Raw genomic sequence first — 16,624 nt, forward strand, 5'->3', positions numbered from 1 at the left:
TCAGCATGATCCGGCCGCGGCGCGGGCCCGCGCGCGGGTCCCGGCGGCCACCGCCCCCACCACCGCGACGACGAGCAGCGCGCCCGCGTAGGCGGCGACGAGCTGCATCGGCCGCCCGGAGAAGTCCCCCGCGAGCGGCGGCACCAGCACCGCGAACAGCGCCACGACGCCCGTCAGCGCCGCCCGCGCCCGCGGCGGGAGCGGCACGCAGGCCAGCGGGGCCAGCGCCCACAGCAGGTACCACGGGTGCAGCACCGGCCCGAGCACGACGACGGCGCCGAGCACCAGGCCGAGCGCCGTCGTCGCAGCGGTCCGGCCGCGGGCCTGCGCGACGAGCACCCCGGCGGCGAGCAGCGCGGCGAGCACCGTCCCGGCGGTCCGCGTCGCCGTCAGTGCCGTGGCCGGGTCGGCGCCGAGCACGCCCGCGACCGCCGCGGCCCAGTTGGTGGGGGCCATCCAGCTGAACAGCTGCCCGGGAGCGGAGACCGCGCCGAGCCAGCTCCCCCCGCCGGCGTCGACGGCCGACACCGCGACCGCGACCGCCGCGGCCACCCCCGCGACCAGGACGACCGCCCCCCACCGGTGGGTGCGGCCGGGCGCGGACCGGGCCGCGGCGACCGCCAGGACCACGAGCCCGGCCGCCGCGGGGGCCTTCACCAACGCCCCCAGCACGACGAGCGCGGCGCCCGCGGCGAGCGCCGCCCACGGCCCGCGCAGCCCGACGGCGAGGCCCACGAGCAGCAGCGCGAGCATCGGGCCGTCGTTGTGCATCCCGCCGACGACGTGCCAGAGCACCAGCGGGTTCGCAACCCCCCACGCCAGCGCCGTCCCCGGTGGGATCCCGTGGGCACGGGCCAGGCGCAGCACCGCCCACCCGGTCCCCACCACCGCGACGACGGCGAGCAGCCGGTACGCCGCCACCCCGGCGACCACCCCGTCCCCGGCGACGGCGGCGACCGCCTTCTGCCACAGGTCGGTCACCGGCCCGTACGGCGACGGCGTCTCCCGCCAGTAGCCGTCGACCCGCGCGAGGACCGGCGACCCGACGGGCAGCCCGGCCGCCGGACCGGTCCGGTGCGGGTCGGCGCCGCCGAGCGCGACCATCCCCTGGGCGAGGTAGCTGTACACGTCGCGGGAGAACAGCGGCGGTGCGACGAGCAGTGGCGTGGCCCAGGCGAGCAGCGCCCGCACCGCCTGCACCGGGAGCACCGGACCGCCCACCAGCAGCAGCCAGGCCACGACGACCAGCCCCGTCCCGGCCACCGCGGCGCCGAGCGCCACCGTCGACCCGGGGCGGAGCACCACCGCCCAGGCGCCGCCGGTCAGCAGCACCGACCCGGCGGCGCCGAGCGCGGTCGGTGCCGTGACCGGGCGGCGTCGCTCCCCCACGGCCGGGGTCAGGCGGTCGGGGCCGCCGGGCCGTCGGAGGCCTGGAGTGCACCGGCGGGGAGCCGGTCGGCGCCCCAGCTGCGTTCGATGTAGCCGACGATCGTGGCGATGTCCTCCGCGGGCACGCGCTCGGGCTCCCCGTGCTCCAGCGGGTCGCCGTGGAAGATGTAGAGCCGCGACGCGAACTGGTCGAACGGCAGCGACGCCTCGCCGAAGCGCTCCCCGTTGCCCGCCGTCGAGACGACGACGCCGTCGCCCCAGTCCTGCCCGCTGTCGTTGTTCGGGTTGTAGAAGTACACCCGCATCACGTCGTTCGGGTCCGGCGCGACCCGCAGGATGGCGATGGCGTGCCAGCCGACGTAGCGGGCGGCGCTGTCGGTGACCGCGATCCCGGCGGGCTGCGGGTGGATCAGCGGCTGGCCGCCGTTGTACCCGGGGTGGTAGCCGGCGTGGAACTGACGGAGGAAGGCGTCGAGGTCGGTGAGGTTGCCGGTCCCGACGTCGACGTTGATGTGGAAGCCGCGGGCCGCCCACCAGCCGTGGAACTCGGGGTTGACCCAGCGGTGCGGGTCCCCGGGCCGGTCGGAGCAGCGGCGGCCCATCTCGGCGTAGATCCGGTCCAGGTGCGGGACGACGACCAGCGACACCGGGTCGAGGTCGATCGGCAGCTTCTCCGCGACCCCGGCTCCGCTCTCCTGCGACGAGATCCGCTGCCCCTCGAAGTGCATGACGATCTCGTCGTCGCGGGCCGCCCAGACGACCATCTGCAGCAGGTAGTCCGGGTCGTTGTAGGCCCACATCGACAGGGCGCGGGCGGACTGGCAGGTGGGGTTGTCGCCCTGCCCGACGCCGAGCGGCTGACCCAGCATCGACAGCACACCGGCCAGCAGCCGCACCTCGGGTGCGGGCTCCTCGCCGAACGCGGCGACCAGGCGCTCCCGCGCGGCCGGGCCGATCTCGAGCGCGATCTGGCGCCACAGCCCGGGCACGACCGGCGGCTCGTAGAGGATGCCGCGGTCGAGCAGCAGCGCCAGGCCGTAGATGCACTGCGCGGTGTGCGGGGTGACGGCCTCCTCGATCAGCCGGTGCACCAGGTCCCGGAAGCGCAGCAGGCAGTTCTTGCCGGTGTCGGACAGGCCGAGCGCCTCGGCGAGCAGGTAGTCGCTCTCGTGGCGCAGGAACTGCAGCAGCTCCGCGTGGTACGGCGACACGAGCCCGGTGTCGTGCATGGCCCGGGCGAACCCGGCGGCCTCGTACTGCAGGCCTCCGGTGTCCATCGCCTCCAGCCGGGAGCGGAAGACGTCGATGCCCGGGTCCTCGCGGCTCGCCTCGGTGGTCCCGAACAACGCGGTGATCAGCCGGTCGAGTCCCTGCCCGGAGGACAGGTCCACGCTCGGGTCACCGCGCCACACCGACAACCGGGTGATCAGCGACGACACCTGGTCGACCTGGATCGGGCGCTGGCGCAGGATCCGCCAGATCTCGTCGACCAGCTTGTCGAGGACGCTGTCGTAGCCGATGCCCTCGGCGATGTGGCGGAACAGGTCGCGGATCATCTGGGCCGTCCGGCCCTCGTGGACCCGCTCCGCCTCGGTCGGCGGGGTGAACAGCAGCTCGAGGTTCATCGCCAGCACCTGGGACAGGAACTGACGGGCCTCGTCGGCGGAGATCGCGGGGTGGTCGTACTCCCCGAGGGCGACCGCGAGCATCCGCAGCTCGCTGGTCGCCTCCATCACCACCGTGTCGGCGACGCCGCTGTGCAGCCCCGCCCCGACCAACGCCGGGACCAGGATGTCCGGGTGGGCCCAGTCGGTGCCGGCGAACACGCCGGCCTCCTCCAGGTCCCGGGCGCGGGCCTGCACGGCGGCGGGGCCCCCGTCCTGCAACAGGACGCGACGGAGCTGCTCCAGAACCCTGCGGATCTTCGTCGTCTTGCCGAAATCCGGGGTCCGGGCCAGGTCCCGGGTGGCGTCGTCGAGCGAGACCAGGCGCCTGTCCAGCACCGAGGTCCCACTCGCGACGTCGACGGTCGGTTTCACACGGCTTCCCTCGTTCGGGCTCCACGGCCGTGGGCGGGTACCCGCCCTCAGACGTAGAAGTCGAGTTCTTCCTGCTTCTTCAACAGATCGCGCATCCGGTAGGGGTCGTCCCCGAAGAAGTAGAGCAGACCCCAGTGCGTGCCGAACGCGGTCCTCTTCGTCACGGTCTCCTCGACCGGCGACGTGAGGTCGTGCGACTCGTAGTAGTCGTCGTCCTCGGTCTCCTCGGGGATCCGCAGGCTGCTGACGACGCGCCGGCGCGGGTAGACCCCGAAGCAGCCGGCCACGCCGGAGGCCCCCTCGACCTCCTTCGGGAAGAAGGCGTCGATCTCCTCCTCGGTGGTCTTCGGGTCGAACGCCAGCACGAGGCCCTGGTAGGCGTTGAAGCCGTAGGAGCGCTCGAGCAACTCGAAGACCTTGAAGCCCGGCGGGCGGTAGGCGACCTCGCCGAAGTACATCTCGCCGTCGGAGGTGACGAAGTACTCCGGGTGGACGAAGCCGAACTCGATGTCGAAGGTCTTGATCAGCTTCTCGATCTGCGCGGTGATCGCGGGCCGGTACTTCTCCAGCTCCGGGGTCGCCGGCACGAACACCGAGTAACCGAGGGTGACGTACTCGGAGATGTTGAGGAACTTGATCTTCCCGTTGTGCACCCACGCCTCGACGGCGAACTCCCACCCGTCGAGGTGGGACTCCATCAGGAGCGGGAACTCCTCGTCCGGGATGTTGTCGATGTCCTCGTAGGTGCGCACCACGCGGTGCCCGAGGCAGCCCGCCTTGTCGAACGCCTTGATGTGGATGGGGTCGTTCGGGTCCCCGTCGAGCTTCAGCAGGGTCTGGTTGACGCGCTTGAGGAATCGGACGATGTCGTCACGGTCGTGGGCCTCCTCGAAGATGCCCACCCGGATCCCGCCGAGCTGTGCGCGACGCTTCATCAGCGCCTTGTCCCGGAGCAGCATCGCCTGCCCGAACAGCCGCGGGTTGTCCAGCAGCACCGAATTGATCGCGCCGGCCCATTCGACGGTTTCCTCGAACAGCGGGATGGCGACGTCGACGCCCATCTCCTGCAAGGTCTCCGCGATCTCCATCGAGCGGTCGTTCAGCCGCTCGAAGTTCCACGGGACGTACGGGATCTCGTGCTCCTTGCAGTACTCCTCGGCCCAGTCCGGGGCCACGACGACGTAGCGGCGGTCGAAGCGGTCGATCGCCTCCACCGCATTGAGACTCCACCCGAGAAGCGCGACGTATCCCTTTTCTGGATTCTTGGTGGCCGAGTCGGACCGAGGCATGGAAAAGCAACCTCCCGATTTAGACGAATTTAGGCGGCGAATGCTTGAGTCCACACCGTACCCCGAGTACGCCGCAGCGGCGGATCGTGGCGGCGGGACTCAGTCGTCGTCGGGTCCGGCGACACCGGAGAGCCGGACCAGCCTGCGCAGCCGCCCGGCGACGGTGTCCTTCGTCAGCGGCGGGTCGGCGAGACGGCCGAGCTCCGCCAGCGACAGCGACGGGTGCTCCAGGCGCAGCAGCGCGGTCTCCCGCAGGTGAGGGGCGACGTCGTCGCCGAGCGCGCGCAGGGCCGTCCGGACCCGCTCGGTCGTCGCGGCGGCGGCCGTCGCCGCCCGGCGGGCGTTCACCGTCTGCAGCGACCCGTCCGCGGTGGTCGCACCCCGCGGGGCGACCGGGACCCGGCTCAGCACCTCGGCCACGCCCGGCGCGCCGACACTGCGCAGCAGCGCTTCGGCGCTCTCCGGGTCCCGCACGACGACGCGGTGCTCGCTCACCGTCTCCTGCGGCGCGGCCAGCACCCCGAGCCCGCGGGCCGCCCCGACCAGTGCGAGCACGACGGCCGGCCCCGGGCAGGTGACGACCAGGCGGACCCGCCCGGCCGGCCGCACGACCCGGCCCCGCGCGATCAGCGCCCCGCGCCACACCCCGGCGGCCACGGCGGGCCCCGCCGCGACGACGGCGGGTGGCAGCCCGAGCACCGGCCGTCCGGTCCGGTCGACCAGACCCGTCGCCCGGGCCAGGTCGGTCCCCGGCGCCGTCACCCGCACCTGGTAGCGCAGGATCGCCCCGCCACCGGTCACGACCTCGGCCCGCAGCCCGCCGCGACCGTGCAGCGCCCCGAGCTCGGAGCGCATCCGCAGCGCGGGGGCCGGGGCGTCGAACTCGGCGTGGATCGTCGTCCTGCCGTCGCGGACGACGACCTCCCCCGCCAGGCGCAGCTGGGTGACGAGCCCGGCATGCCGGGCACCGGGGCGCTCCTCGCGGACCGTGCCGAGCTCACGGTGCAGCTCTGCGGTCACGCGCTCCAGGTCGAACACGATCGTCTCCTGCGGATGGGAGGCGGCAGGGCGGGGACACATCCCCCGAGGTGAACCCCGCCCTGCCCGGAAGGGCGGAGCGCCGGGGCGCCCCACCGTGGCGGGATCAGTCCTCGGACGGGTCGGCGTGCATCGGGCAGCGCGGATCGATGCAGGGCCTGCTCTCGGCCCCGGCCCGGAACGCCGCGTTCGCCAGCACCGAACACAGGCAGCCCTGGGCCTTCGCCCGCGGCCCGCCCGGCGCCAGCTCGTCGACCGGAGCCGGTCTCGGACCCGACCGGCCCCCGCTGTTCGCCTCCTCGGGCATCGCTCCCCCTCCGCACGACTGCGCGCCCGGAGTTCCCCGCCGACGGGGCCCGTGCGCAGATACATCCGGCGGCCGCCACCAGGGTCCTCGACCCGCCGCGGCGACCGGCTCGCGACGGTACCCTATACGCGGGGTAACGCCTATTTCGGCTCGACGCGCACAGGGAGTGGCGATTCGGGACTCACCGTGACCCCGTGCCGCCGGGCCAGCCCCTCGATCTGCGCCCAGATCAGGTCCGTCAGGTGGGTCGCGACGACGTCCCGCCCCGGGACGTCACCGGTCGCCCGGCCGCGCAGCCACCACTCCGCGGTCGCCTGCACCGCGCCGACGAGCGACTGCGACCACACCCGGACCAGGTCGGGCTCGTCGACGTCGAGCATCAGGGCGTAGGCGCCGAGCAGGCCGGTCAGCGCGGAGGCGATGAACTCCCGACCCGCGTCCACGACCTCGCCCCGCTGCCCGGGCAGGCGACGGCGGAACAGGAGGTCGACTCCCGGCGAGTCGTCGAGGAAGCCCAGGACCGCGTCCACCGAGTCGTGGATCCGCGTCCACGCCGGGCTCTCCCGGTAGATGGCGGGCATCAGCCGCTCCATGAGGCGGTCGGTGGCCCGTTCGGCCATCGCGTCGAGCAGCGCGGCCCGGTCGCCGAAGTGCCGGTAGATCACCGGCTTGGTGACGCCGGCCGCCTGCGCGACCTGGTCCAGGCCGAAGTCCTGCCCGTCCCGGCCCAGCACGATCAGCGCCGCGTCGACCACCTGCTCCCGACGGCGCGCGCGGTGCGCGTCCCAGCGCGTACTGCGGCCGTCGGACCGGAGGTCGTCCGCGGCCCCGGGTCCCGTGCGGTCGGACGACACGCCCACCATGCTCCTCCCTCGGCGGGCCCGGCGGGAGGAAGGCCGGACCCCGGGCGACAGTGGATCACGAAGGCCGCCGGCCGACTCAGTGCGGCGCGGTCATCCCCCGTGCGACGAGCCGGGCGAGGGCCGCCGCACCCTCGTCGTCGATCGGGCCGCCGTGCACGGCCACGCGCCAGAACGGCACGCTGCCGAGCAGGTCGACGACGAGCTCCGCCTCGACCCCGCCGGCCTGCTCCGGCGTGATCTCCCCCCGCGCGACGGCCCGGGCGAGCACCTCCCGTGACCGGTCCCGGCGCGGCCCGGACAGCCGCTCCCGGAACGCCTCGGCCAGCCGCGGCGACCGGCGTGACTCGGCGAGCAGGTCCGGCACGATCGACGCCAGCCGGGGGTGGTCGAGCCAGTCCCGCATCCCGACGACGAGCGCATGCAGGTCCCCGACGAGCGTGCCCGTGTCCGGCGGCGGCTCGGCCGGGACCCCGAACCGGCCGACGACGTCCATGACCATCTCGTCCTTGCCGGGCCAGCGGCGGTACAGCGCGCTCTTGCCGACCCCGGCGCGTGCCGCCACCCGCTGCATCGACAGCCGGCCGTGGCCGACCTCGGCGAGCTCGGCCAGCACGGCGTCGACGACGGCCTCGGTCAGCTCGGGCCGCAGGACGGCGGCTCCGGACGGGGCACGGCGCGGCGTGGACACATCCACAGCATAGCGACTGGACGGGACGGTGCCGTCTCGTCCATAGTCGTCGGGACGGAACCGTATCGACGCAACGGAGAGACCGATGGACGACGACGCCCGACGCCGGCGCGCCCACGCCGCCGTGGACGCGGCCCTGGACCGGGTCCTGGCCCACGACATGGCGGGCTTCGCCGCGCTCTGGGCCCCCGACGGCACGATGACCTTCCCGTTCGCCGCGCCCGGCTCGCCGCGCGCGCTCACCGGGCGCGACGCCGTCGCCGACTACGTGGCCGGGTACAACGACCTGCTGCTGCCCACCGCCGTCGTCGACGAGGTGCGGCACACGACCGGCGACCCGGACACCGTCGTCGTGGAGTTCGGCGTGCGCGGCACGGTCGTCGCGACCGGGGCGGACTACGCCCTGCACTACGTCGCGGTCGTGACCGTCGGCCCGGACGGCATCACCGGCTACCGCGACCACTGGAGCCCGCTGGAGGTCCAGCAGGTGCTCGGCCGAACGGGGCTGGCGGAGGCCACCCGATGACCGTCCTGGTCACCGGGGCCACCGGCACCACCGGGCGGCGGGTCGCCGCGCTGCTGGAGTCCGCCGGGGCCGACGTACGCCGGGCCGCCCGGTCCACCTCGCCGGGGTTCGACTGGCTGGAACCGGCGACCCACGACGCCGCGTTCGAGGGGGTGGAGCGCCTGTACCTGCTCCCGCCGCTCGCCACCCCCGACCCGGCCCCCGTGGTCGCCCCCGCTCTGGAGCGGGCGGTCCGGCGCGGTCTGCGCCGGGTGGTGCTCCTGAGCGCGGCCGCCGTCGAGCGCGGCACACCCGGGCTGGGCGTGGTGCAGGACGTCGTCCTGGGCACGGTCCCGGAGCCGTCGGTCCTGCGACCCTCGTGGTTCACCCAGAACCTGCTCGGTGACCACCTCACCGCCCGCGGGCTGCGCGCCGGCGAGGTCGTCACCGCGACCGGGGACGGCCGGGTCCCGTTCGTCGACGCGGGGGACATCGCCGCCGTCGCCGTCGCACTGCTGCTCGACCCGGTACCGCCGGAGCCGGACGTGCTGGTCACCGGTCCCGAGGCGCTGTCCTACGACGACGTGTGCAGGATCTGGACCGAGGTCACCGGGCGGCCGGCCCGGCACCGCCCGGTGGACGTGGCCGCGATGGCCGAGCGGCTCGTCGCCGACGGCATGCCCGCCGACTACGCCGACGTGCTCGCCGGGCTCGACGGACTCATCGCCACCGGGGCCCAGGCCCGCACGAGCGACGCGGTGCGCCGGATCACCGGGCGCGACCCGCGCAGCGTGCGGGACGCGCTGCGGGAGGCCTGCCCGGCCCGGTCATGACCGCGGCCACTCCGACGATCACCGCCGGGCACCCGCGTGCGAGGCTCGCCCACGGACGCAGTGGACGACGCGAGGAGGCGTGGTGCGACGGGTGGTCTGCCGGGAGTTCGCCGATCCGGAGCGGTTCGAGCTGGTGGAGGAGCCGGACCCGGAACCGGGACCGGGCGAGGCTCTCGTCGCCGTCGAGGCCGCCGCGGTCAGCTTCGTCGACGGGCTGATCGCCCGCGGCGGCTACCAGCTACGACCGCCGCTGCCGTTCACACCCGGCACCGCGGTCGCCGGGACCACCCCGGACGGCAGGCGGGTCGCCGCCCTGCTCACGAGCTTCGGCGGGTTCGCCAGCCACGTCGTCGTCCCGGAGGACCGCCTGGTCCCGGTGCCCGACGCGGTCGACGCGGGCGTCGCGGCCAGCTCGATGGAGAGCCACGGGACGATCGCCTTCGCCCTCCGGGACCGGGTCTCCGTCCGCCCGGGCGAGTGGGTCGTCGTGCTCGGGGCGAGCGGGGGGATCGGGCAGGCCGCGGTCGACCACGCCCGCGCCGCCGGGGCGCGGGTGCTCGCCGTCGCGTCCACACCGGACAAGCGCGCGGCCGCGCTCGCCGCCGGAGCCGAGGCCGCCGTCGGCTACGACGCCCTCAAGGACACGATCCGCGAGCACACCGGCGGGGGCGCGGACGTCGTGATCGACCCGGTCGGCGGCGACGCGGCGGAGGCCGCGCTGCGGGCGCTGGGCGCCGGCGGCCGGTTCTGTGTGCTGGGCTTCACCTCCGGCGCGATCCCGAAGCTGCCCGCGAACGTCGTGCTGCTGCGGAACCGGACCGTCGTCGGCGTCGACTGGGGCGACTGGTCGCGCACCGACCCCGCCGCGTCGCGGGACCTGGCCGAGGACGTGCTGCGCCGGATCGGTGCCGGGGAGCTGCACCCGGCCCGCCCGCGGGCCCTGCCGCTGGCCGACGCGGCCACCGCGACCCGCGCGTACGCCGAGCGCTCCGCGGTCGGGAAGCTCGTGCTCACGCCCTGATCATCAACCCTGATGACGGGCGGTAATGGCCGCGTCACACCTCTCGATAGGCCGTTCGTCGGAGCGGGAACAGCTCCGGTCGGGCCACTACGAGGGGACCAGTCATGACCGCCACCCAGCCCTGGACGACCGTCGCCGAGCCGGTCCCGGCGACGCGCGGGAACACCCCCGCCACTGCCGGCTTCTGGCTCTCGGTGCTGGGCGTGGTGGTCGGGTTCGTACCGGTGTTCGGCCTGCTGGTCACGGTGCCCGCCGCGCTGCTGTCGCACGCCGGCCGCGCCCGTTTCCGGGCCGGCGGGGCATCGACGCCTGGCCGCTCGACGGTCGGCATCGTGCTCGGCTGGACGGCCACCGCGCTCTGTGTGCTCATGACCGTCGTCGGGATCGTGGGCGCGGCCACCGCTCCGGTGCGTCCACTCGCGGCGGCCCCGGCCGCTCCCGCCGCCCCTGCGGCGCCGGTGCTGCTGACGGTGCCCAACGTCGTCGGGATGACCGACGTGCAGGCGCGCGACACGCTCCGTGCCGCCGGGTTCACCCGGGTCGTCCTCGGCCCGTCGACCGGCTCGGTCGCCGGGGTCGCCGCCGGGACCGTCACCACCCAGCTGCCCGGCCCCGCGGCGCTCGCCTCCGCCGGTGACCCGATCACCATCGGCGAGGCCGCCGCCCCGCCGGTCCCGCCCGCTCCGGTCGTGGTGCCGCAGAGCGCCCCGGTCTCCGAGTCCGCCCCGCCGGCCGCACCGCTGGTCGCCGAGACCGACGTCGACCGGCCCTACGTCCCGGCCGCGCCGCAGCCCCTGGTCTCCTCCGGCTCGTCGTCCTCCGGCTCGTCCGGCGGCGGCTCGGCCTACTACAAGAACTGTGCCGCGGCCCGCGCCGCCGGGGCGGCCCCGCTGAGCAGCGGCGACCCGGGCTACCGCTCGGCCCTCGACCGTGACGGCGACGGCATCGCCTGCGAGTGAGCCGACCCACGTGACCCGGTGCCCGGCGGGGCCGCCCCGCCGGGCACCGGCGCGTCTCAGGCCGGCCGGGCCGTCACCCCGGCCCCGCCGTCGCCGGACACCGGAACCGGGTCCCAGCCGTTGCGGCGGAGCCCCGCGGCAACGGCCGCGGGTGGGGTGCCCTCGTAGAGCACGTGCAGCACCCCGCCCGGCGCGAGCACCCCGCGCAGCACCGCCAGCTCGGGCCCGGGGTCGCGGGTCCAGAACAGGTTGACGTTCAGCGTGAACGCGACGTCCACCGAGCCCGCCGCGAGCCGCAGCCCGGCCAGGTCCGACCGGAGCACGGTGAGCACGCCGTCGTCGACGGCGGCCGCGCAGCGCTCGGTGGTCCGCGCGACGGCGACGGCCGAGCGGTCCACCGCCCACATCGCGCCGCCCGCGACCCGGTCGAGACGGGGGCAGACCAGCGACGCCACGGCACCAGGCCCGCAGCCCACCTCCAGCACCCGGGTGCCCGGACGCGCGCCGACGACGGCGGCCGCGAACCGCGCCCGCGCCGGGACCGCCCTCGCCGCCACAGCGGTCATCCTGGCACGGACCGGGCACCGACAGGCATCATCGAGGAGGTGGACGAGGTGGTGGGACCCGAGCAGATCCGTATCTCCGACGCCGAACGCCAGGCCGTCGCCGACCGGCTGCGCGCCGCCCACGCCGAGGGCTACCTCGACCTCGCCGAGTACGACGAGCGCGTGACCGAGGTCTGGCGGATGCGCACCCGCGGCGACCTGGGCCGGGTGACCCGGGACCTGCCCGCCTCCTCGGCCCCGTCCCGGCGCGACGGCGTGCTGTTCTCCGCGACGGCCGGGGGCGTCGCGATGCGGGTCCTGACGGTCGTCTGGCTGTGCATCACCGCCGCGGCCGCCGCCGGGACCTCGGTGCTGGCGTTGCTGACCGACCTGAGCCCGTGGTGGTTCCTGGTCTTCTCCGCGCCGTCCGGTGCGGTGCTGCTGACGTTGTGGGTCGCGGGCGCGGGGCGCTCGCGGCGCGGCGGCCGGTAGCCGCCGCGCCGGAGCCCGTCAGCCGCCCGCCCTCTCCTGCTCGTAGCGCTTGGTCATGGTGTCGACGGCGTCGAGCTGGCTCTGGGCGTGCTTCTCGCGCGTGGAGCTGGCCCGGTCCTTGGCCGCCAGGGTTCCCGCGGCCTGCCCCTGGAACTCGGGCACGACGTACTGGGCGATGAGCTCCCAGGAGCGCTTCGTCGCCTCGGGGTTGGCCCACTCGTGGCCGAGCAGCAGCATCGCGCCGAACCCGCCGGACTGGTCGACGAGCTTCTGCACCTGCGCCTTCGCGTCCTCGACGGTGCCGATCGCGCCGATCCCGGCGTCGTTGATGAAGTCGATCATCTCCTTGACGTCGCCGCCCTCGACCGCCATCTGCGGGAACGCCGCGACCTTCTGGAAGTAGCGGAACCAGTGCTCGATTCCGTACTCGACCTCGCGGTAGGCCTGTTCCCGGGTCTCGGCGACGTGCATGAGGCCGACCAGGCGCCACTTGCTGCGGTCGGGCGCGGGCTGCCCGTGGTGGGCGGCGCGCTCCTCGACGACGCTCCAGTGGTGGGCCAGCGCGTCGAAGCCGTCCTGGGTGAGGGTGGCGCCGATGGACAGCAGGCCGATGCCGTGCTGCCCCGCCATCCGCGGCCCGGTCGGGGACGCGACGGCGGCGACCGCGATGTCGAAGCACGGGTCGCTGTAGGGCGCGAGCTGCAGCTGGGCGTCGATCAGGTTGTGGGTCCTGGTCTCGGCGTTCACGACCTCGCCGCGCAGCAGCCGCATGATGATGTCGAGGTTCACCTCGAGCAGCTCACGGGTGTCGGTGGGGTTCAGGCCGATCATCGACGAGTCGGTGGGCAGCGAGCCGGGCCCGCAGCCGAGCATCGTGCGACCGCGGGTGAGGTGGTCGAGCATCACCATGCGGTCGGCCACCCACAGCGGGTTGTGGTAGCTGATGGAGGTGACGCCGGTCCCGAGCCTGATGTTCCGGGTCCGCTCCGCCGCCGCGGCGATGAAGATCTCGGGCGAGGCGATGATCTCCGAGCCCGCGGAGTGGTGCTCGCCGATCCACGCCTCGTCGAAGCCGAGCCGGTCGAGGTGTTCGACGAGCTCCAGGTCGCGCTGCAGCGCGAGGGTGGGGTTCTGCCCGGGCTGGTGGAACGGGGCCAGGAAGGTGCCGAATCGCAGTCTGCTCACGGTGACTCCTCGTCGCTCCGGTGCCCACTCCGTCGAGGACACCGCCACGACAGTCCTTACCTGCCGTGACCGGCGTCACGCAAGTGTTGCACGACAGTGGCAGACCGGGTGAACGGCCGGTGTACGGACGTCCGTGACGACCCGATAGGTTCCGCGATCATGGGACACCGCGAGGAGCTTCTGGACGGGGCCGCGCAGTGCCTCTACGAGAAGGGGTTCGGCCGCACGACCGCACGGGACGTGGTGGCCGCGTCCGGGACGAACCTGGCCTCCATCGGCTACCACTTCGGTTCCAAGGACGCCCTGCTCACCGAGGCCCTGCTGCGGGCGACGACGGCCTGGGGCGAGGAACTCGACCGGGCGCTCGCCGAGCCCGCGGGCGGGACCACCGACCCGCAGCGCCGGGTCGAGGAGACCTGGAGCCGGGTGGTCGGCCTGTTCTCCACCCAGCGACGCCTGTGGGCCACCCACGTCGAGGCGCTCGCCCAGGCCGAGCGGCTGCCGGAACTGCGCGCGAAGCTCGCCGAGGCCCAGCGGGAGGTCCGTGAGGGCCTGGCCCTGACCTTCCACACGCTGCCCGACGACCCGGCCGCCGCGGACCGCCGCGTGCACGTGCTCGGATCCGTCTACCAGGCGTTGCTCACCGGGCTCATGGTCCAGTGGATGCTCGACCCCGACACCGCGCCGTCCGGTGTGGACATCGCCGAGGGCCTGCGCGCCATCGCCGACCGGGCCGACGCCTTCGCCTGATCCCCCGGCGGGTCAGTGCCAGGGCTCGACCCGGCCGATGATCGTCCCGCCGCGGACCGCACCGGGCTCGGCCACCCGCACGGTGAACGTGCCCAGCGCGAGGAAGCGCAGGGTGACCGTGCCCCCGGCGCTGACGTCGACGGCGCGGCCCTGCTCCGGGACCAGCACCCGGCGCGCGACGTCGCTGCCGACGGTGAGCACCACCGTCGTCCCGCGGCGCACCCGCACCGTCGGGACGGCGGGCTCCGGATGCGTCGCGGAGTGGTCGAACCGGACCGCGGTGAGGCCGTGCGAGTCGGCCTGGGCGGTGACCGTCGGACCACTCACGACGGTGCCGGCGGTCGATCCGGCCGCACCGCAGCCCGCAGCGGCCGGGGAGAGGACGAGCACCCCGGCGAGCAGCAGCCGGGCCGGTCTCCGCATACCTCCATGCTGCCGGATGCGCGTCCGACGACCCCGCCCGGTGCACCCGTTCGTGGCGTTCGGCACGATCGGGGCGTGAGCCCGCACCCCAGCGCACCCGTTCCCCCGACGCTCTTCGACGACGAGCGCGAGCAGCGCTGGCGGTCCCGGTTCACCGCGGCGCGCATGTCGCGTCCCGGCTGGGCCCGCGACGCACCGGCCCGCTCGGTCTACGTGTCCAACGCGACCGGGACCTTCGAGATCCACGCCTGGGACCGCGACTCCGGGGAGCACCGCCAGGTCACCGACCGGCGCAACGGCACCACCTCGGCCGTGCTGCCGCCGGACGGCGGGGACGTCTGGTGGTTCGCCGACACCGACGGCGACGAGTTCGGCCACTGGGTCGCCCAGCCGTGGTCCTCCGCGGCGGGCACCGACACCGTGCCCGCCGTCCCCGGCGCCGGCGACGGCTACCCGGCGGGCCTGGAGATCGGCCGCCGGGTCACCGCGATCGGGGTGTCCACCGACGACGGCACGGTCCTGTCGGTGCACGAGCGCGGCTCCGGCATCGACGCCCGGGAGATCTACCGGCACACCGAGGACGCGGGCGTCGGCGCGCTGTCGGAGGACGAGACGCTGCTGGCGATCTCGCACTCCGAGCACGGCGACTCCCGCCACCCGTCGCTGCGGGTGCTCGACGTCGCCACCGGGGACACCGTCGCCGAGCTGCACGACGGGCCCGGCCGCGGCCTCGCCGCGCTGGAGTTCTCCCCCGTCGCGGGCGACCAGCGGCTGCTCGTCGGCCACGAGCGCCGCGGCCGCGACGAGCTGCTGGTCTGGGACCCGACCACCGGTGAGGTCACCGAGCTCGCGGTCGACCTGCCCGGCGAGCTGGTCGGCGGTTTCGTCCCGGACGCCTCCGCGCTGCTCCTCGCGCACACCCACGCCGCCCGCACCCGGCTGTTCCGCTACGTCCTGGCCTCCGGCGAGCTGACCGAGCTGCCCACCGCGCCCGGCTGCGTCGGGTCCGCCGAGGTCCGCGACGACGGCACCGTCGAGTACTCCGCGTCGTCGGCGGCCACCCCGTCGCAGATCCGGGCACTGCGCCCGGACGGCACCGACGACGTCCTGGTCGCCCCGCCCGGGGAGCGCCCGCCCGGCTCGGTCGCCGTGCGCGACGTGTGGACCGACGGACCCGGCGGCGCCGTGCACAGCCTCGTCGCCGAGGCGCCGCGCACCGCCGACGGCCCGGCCCCCGCGGTGTTCGTGTTGCACGGCGGCCCGCACGCCGCCGACGAGGACCGTTTCGACGCCGGCCGCGCGACCTGGGTGGAGGCCGGGTTCACCGTCGTCGAGGTCAACTACCGAGGCTCCACCGGCTACGGCTCGGCCTGGCGGGACGCGATCGAGGGCAGGCCCGGACTGACCGAGCTGGAGGACGTCGCCGCCGTCCAGGACGCGCTGGTCGCCGACGGCACCGTCGACCCGGCCCGCTGCGCCGTCGACGGCTGGTCCTGGGGCGGGTACCTGTCGCTGCTCGCCGCCGGGACGCAGCCGCAGCGGTGGGCCGCGGCCGTCGCCGGGGTGCCGGTGGCCGACTACGCCGCCGCCTACGCCGACGAGATGGAGCAGCTGCGCGCGTTCGACCGGGCGCTGTTCGGCGGCTCCCCCGACGAGCTGCCCGACCTCTACCGGGAGGCCTCGCCACTGACCTACGTCGACGAGGTCCGCGTGCCGGTCCTCGTGCTGGCCGGGGAGAACGACCCGCGCTGCCCGATCCGGCAGATCGACAACTACCTGGACGCGCTGGCCGGGCGCGGGGACGTGACCTACGAGGTCAGCCGGTTCGACGCCGGGCACGGCTCGCTGGTGGTGTCCGACCAGCTGGACCTGATCGCGACCGAGGTCGACTTCGTGCGGCGGGCGCTGGGCTAGTCGCCGAGCAGGCCCAGCACGTTCTCCGGCGGCCGGCCGACGACGGCCCGGTCTCCGTCGATCACCACGGGCCGCTCGATCAGCCTCGGATCGGCGGCCAGCGCGTCGAGCAGGGTGTCCCGGTCGGCGCCGGCGAGGCCCTGCTCGCGGAACGCGGGCTCGCCGGTGCGGGTGATCGCGAGCGGGTCCTCGGTGCCGAGCGCGGCCAGGGCCCGCTCCAGCTCGGCGCGGGTCGGCGGGTCGTCGAGGTAGCGCCGCACCGTCGGTCCGACGCCGCGGTCGGTCAGCAGCGCGAGGGCGGCGCGGCTCTTCGAGCAGCGCGGGTTGTGCCAGATCTCCACACCCGGAGCCTAGGACGCACGACGGCCCCGGGGGTGTCCCCGG

The 16,624-nt window shown here is 74.9% G+C and carries 18 protein-coding genes; 7 read left to right on the forward strand and 11 right to left on the reverse strand.

Annotated features, from left to right (window positions below):
- The 7 genes from mptB to KPF22_RS28170 all read right to left on the reverse strand — a co-directional run bounded on the left by mptB (window position 1) and on the right by KPF22_RS28170 (window position 7,613).
- Window positions 1-1,389: a polyprenol phosphomannose-dependent alpha 1,6 mannosyltransferase MptB gene (gene mptB, locus KPF22_RS28140; protein WP_224403792.1), complete on the reverse strand. Its 1,389-nt coding sequence runs from the start codon at window positions 1,387-1,389 to the stop codon at window positions 1-3.
- 8 nt (window positions 1,390-1,397) lie between these two features.
- Window positions 1,398-3,428 (reverse strand): hypothetical protein, encoded by a 2,031-nt coding sequence (locus KPF22_RS28145; RefSeq protein WP_208823390.1) that lies wholly within the window; start codon window positions 3,426-3,428, stop codon window positions 1,398-1,400.
- A gap of 47 nt (window positions 3,429-3,475) precedes the next feature.
- On the reverse strand, window positions 3,476-4,717 hold the full coding sequence (locus KPF22_RS28150) for an acetyl-CoA carboxylase biotin carboxylase subunit family protein (RefSeq protein ID WP_062399604.1): 1,242 nt from the start codon (window positions 4,715-4,717) through the stop codon (window positions 3,476-3,478).
- A 99-nt stretch (window positions 4,718-4,816) separates the two neighbouring features.
- Complete coding sequence (gene whiA, locus KPF22_RS28155) at window positions 4,817-5,755, reverse strand: DNA-binding protein WhiA (RefSeq protein WP_224403794.1); 939 nt, start codon at window positions 5,753-5,755, stop codon at window positions 4,817-4,819.
- A 106-nt stretch (window positions 5,756-5,861) separates the two neighbouring features.
- Window positions 5,862-6,062 carry a hypothetical protein gene (locus KPF22_RS28160; protein WP_208823388.1) on the reverse strand — a complete coding sequence of 67 codons (201 nt, stop codon included), beginning with the start codon at window positions 6,060-6,062 and terminating at the stop codon, window positions 5,862-5,864.
- Window positions 6,063-6,202: 140 nt separating this feature from the next.
- Entirely contained in the window at window positions 6,203-6,916 is a 714-nt protein-coding gene (locus tag KPF22_RS28165) for a TetR/AcrR family transcriptional regulator (protein WP_208823387.1), read from the reverse strand.
- Between the two features lie 85 nt (window positions 6,917-7,001).
- Entirely contained in the window at window positions 7,002-7,613 is a 612-nt protein-coding gene (locus KPF22_RS28170) for a TetR/AcrR family transcriptional regulator (protein ID WP_224403795.1), read from the reverse strand.
- Window positions 7,614-7,698: 85 nt separating this feature from the next.
- Here KPF22_RS28170 and KPF22_RS28175 point away from each other — a divergent pair, with 85 nt between their 5' ends.
- The 4 genes from KPF22_RS28175 to KPF22_RS28190 all read left to right on the forward strand — a co-directional run bounded on the left by KPF22_RS28175 (window position 7,699) and on the right by KPF22_RS28190 (window position 10,931).
- On the forward strand, window positions 7,699-8,139 hold the full coding sequence (locus KPF22_RS28175) for a nuclear transport factor 2 family protein (protein WP_062399596.1): 441 nt from the start codon (window positions 7,699-7,701) through the stop codon (window positions 8,137-8,139).
- Window positions 8,136-8,951 carry an ergot alkaloid biosynthesis protein gene (locus tag KPF22_RS28180; RefSeq protein WP_224403796.1) on the forward strand — a complete coding sequence of 272 codons (816 nt, stop codon included), beginning with the start codon at window positions 8,136-8,138 and terminating at the stop codon, window positions 8,949-8,951. The genes KPF22_RS28175 and KPF22_RS28180 overlap by 4 nt, the downstream gene beginning before the upstream one ends.
- 82 nt (window positions 8,952-9,033) lie before the next feature.
- Entirely contained in the window at window positions 9,034-9,972 is a 939-nt protein-coding gene (locus KPF22_RS28185; protein WP_224403797.1) for an NADPH:quinone oxidoreductase family protein, read from the forward strand.
- A 104-nt stretch (window positions 9,973-10,076) separates the two neighbouring features.
- Complete coding sequence (locus KPF22_RS28190; protein WP_208823381.1) at window positions 10,077-10,931, forward strand: excalibur calcium-binding domain-containing protein; 855 nt, start codon at window positions 10,077-10,079, stop codon at window positions 10,929-10,931.
- Between the two features lie 56 nt (window positions 10,932-10,987).
- Here KPF22_RS28190 and KPF22_RS28195 read toward each other — a convergent pair whose 3' ends face one another.
- The gene (locus KPF22_RS28195; RefSeq protein WP_157818423.1) at window positions 10,988-11,488 is read right to left on the reverse strand and encodes a class I SAM-dependent methyltransferase; all 501 of its coding nucleotides are present in this window, start codon (window positions 11,486-11,488) and stop codon (window positions 10,988-10,990) included.
- Between the two features lie 48 nt (window positions 11,489-11,536).
- Between KPF22_RS28195 and KPF22_RS28200 the strand changes: the two genes are divergently transcribed.
- Window positions 11,537-11,968, forward strand: a complete 432-nt coding sequence (locus KPF22_RS28200) for a DUF1707 domain-containing protein (RefSeq protein ID WP_208823379.1) — start codon at window positions 11,537-11,539, stop codon at window positions 11,966-11,968.
- An 18-nt stretch (window positions 11,969-11,986) separates the two neighbouring features.
- Here the strand turns inward: KPF22_RS28200 and KPF22_RS28205 are convergent, their stop codons facing one another.
- On the reverse strand, window positions 11,987-13,153 hold the full coding sequence (locus KPF22_RS28205; protein WP_208823377.1) for an LLM class flavin-dependent oxidoreductase: 1,167 nt from the start codon (window positions 13,151-13,153) through the stop codon (window positions 11,987-11,989).
- Between the two features lie 159 nt (window positions 13,154-13,312).
- Here KPF22_RS28205 and KPF22_RS28210 point away from each other — a divergent pair, with 159 nt between their 5' ends.
- Window positions 13,313-13,903: a TetR/AcrR family transcriptional regulator gene (locus KPF22_RS28210; protein ID WP_062399584.1), complete on the forward strand. Its 591-nt coding sequence runs from the start codon at window positions 13,313-13,315 to the stop codon at window positions 13,901-13,903.
- A 12-nt stretch (window positions 13,904-13,915) separates the two neighbouring features.
- Here the strand turns inward: KPF22_RS28210 and KPF22_RS28215 are convergent, their stop codons facing one another.
- Complete coding sequence (locus tag KPF22_RS28215) at window positions 13,916-14,326, reverse strand: hypothetical protein (RefSeq protein WP_062399582.1); 411 nt, start codon at window positions 14,324-14,326, stop codon at window positions 13,916-13,918.
- Window positions 14,327-14,401: 75 nt separating this feature from the next.
- Between KPF22_RS28215 and KPF22_RS28220 the strand changes: the two genes are divergently transcribed.
- Window positions 14,402-16,240 carry a prolyl oligopeptidase family serine peptidase gene (locus KPF22_RS28220; protein WP_224403798.1) on the forward strand — a complete coding sequence of 613 codons (1,839 nt, stop codon included), beginning with the start codon at window positions 14,402-14,404 and terminating at the stop codon, window positions 16,238-16,240.
- Here the strand turns inward: KPF22_RS28220 and arsC are convergent.
- Window positions 16,237-16,581 (reverse strand): arsenate reductase (glutaredoxin), encoded by a 345-nt coding sequence (arsC, locus tag KPF22_RS28225; protein WP_208823375.1) that lies wholly within the window; start codon window positions 16,579-16,581, stop codon window positions 16,237-16,239. The genes KPF22_RS28220 and arsC overlap by 4 nt on opposite strands.
- Window positions 16,582-16,624 lie beyond the last annotated feature (43 nt).

Origin of the sequence: Pseudonocardia sp. ICBG1034, assembly GCF_020131375.1 — a bacterium.
GTDB lineage: Bacteria > Actinomycetota > Actinomycetes > Mycobacteriales > Pseudonocardiaceae > Pseudonocardia > Pseudonocardia alni.

What these genes read in the sequence shown, in the direction of transcription:
- KPF22_RS28150 (WP_062399604.1), bottom strand. Translation starts at nt 4,717, where the DNA reads ATGCCTCGGTCCGACTCGGCCACCAAGAATCCAGAAAAGGGATACGTC.
- KPF22_RS28160 (WP_208823388.1), bottom strand. Translation starts at nt 6,062, where the DNA reads ATGCCCGAGGAGGCGAACAGCGGGGGCCGGTCGGGTCCGAGACCGGCT.
- KPF22_RS28175 (WP_062399596.1), top strand. Translation starts at nt 7,699, where the DNA reads ATGGACGACGACGCCCGACGCCGGCGCGCCCACGCCGCCGTGGACGCG.
- KPF22_RS28180 (WP_224403796.1), top strand. Translation starts at nt 8,136, where the DNA reads ATGACCGTCCTGGTCACCGGGGCCACCGGCACCACCGGGCGGCGGGTC.
- KPF22_RS28190 (WP_208823381.1), top strand. Translation starts at nt 10,077, where the DNA reads ATGACCGCCACCCAGCCCTGGACGACCGTCGCCGAGCCGGTCCCGGCG.
- KPF22_RS28210 (WP_062399584.1), top strand. Translation starts at nt 13,313, where the DNA reads ATGGGACACCGCGAGGAGCTTCTGGACGGGGCCGCGCAGTGCCTCTAC.
- KPF22_RS28215 (WP_062399582.1), bottom strand. Translation starts at nt 14,326, where the DNA reads ATGCGGAGACCGGCCCGGCTGCTGCTCGCCGGGGTGCTCGTCCTCTCC.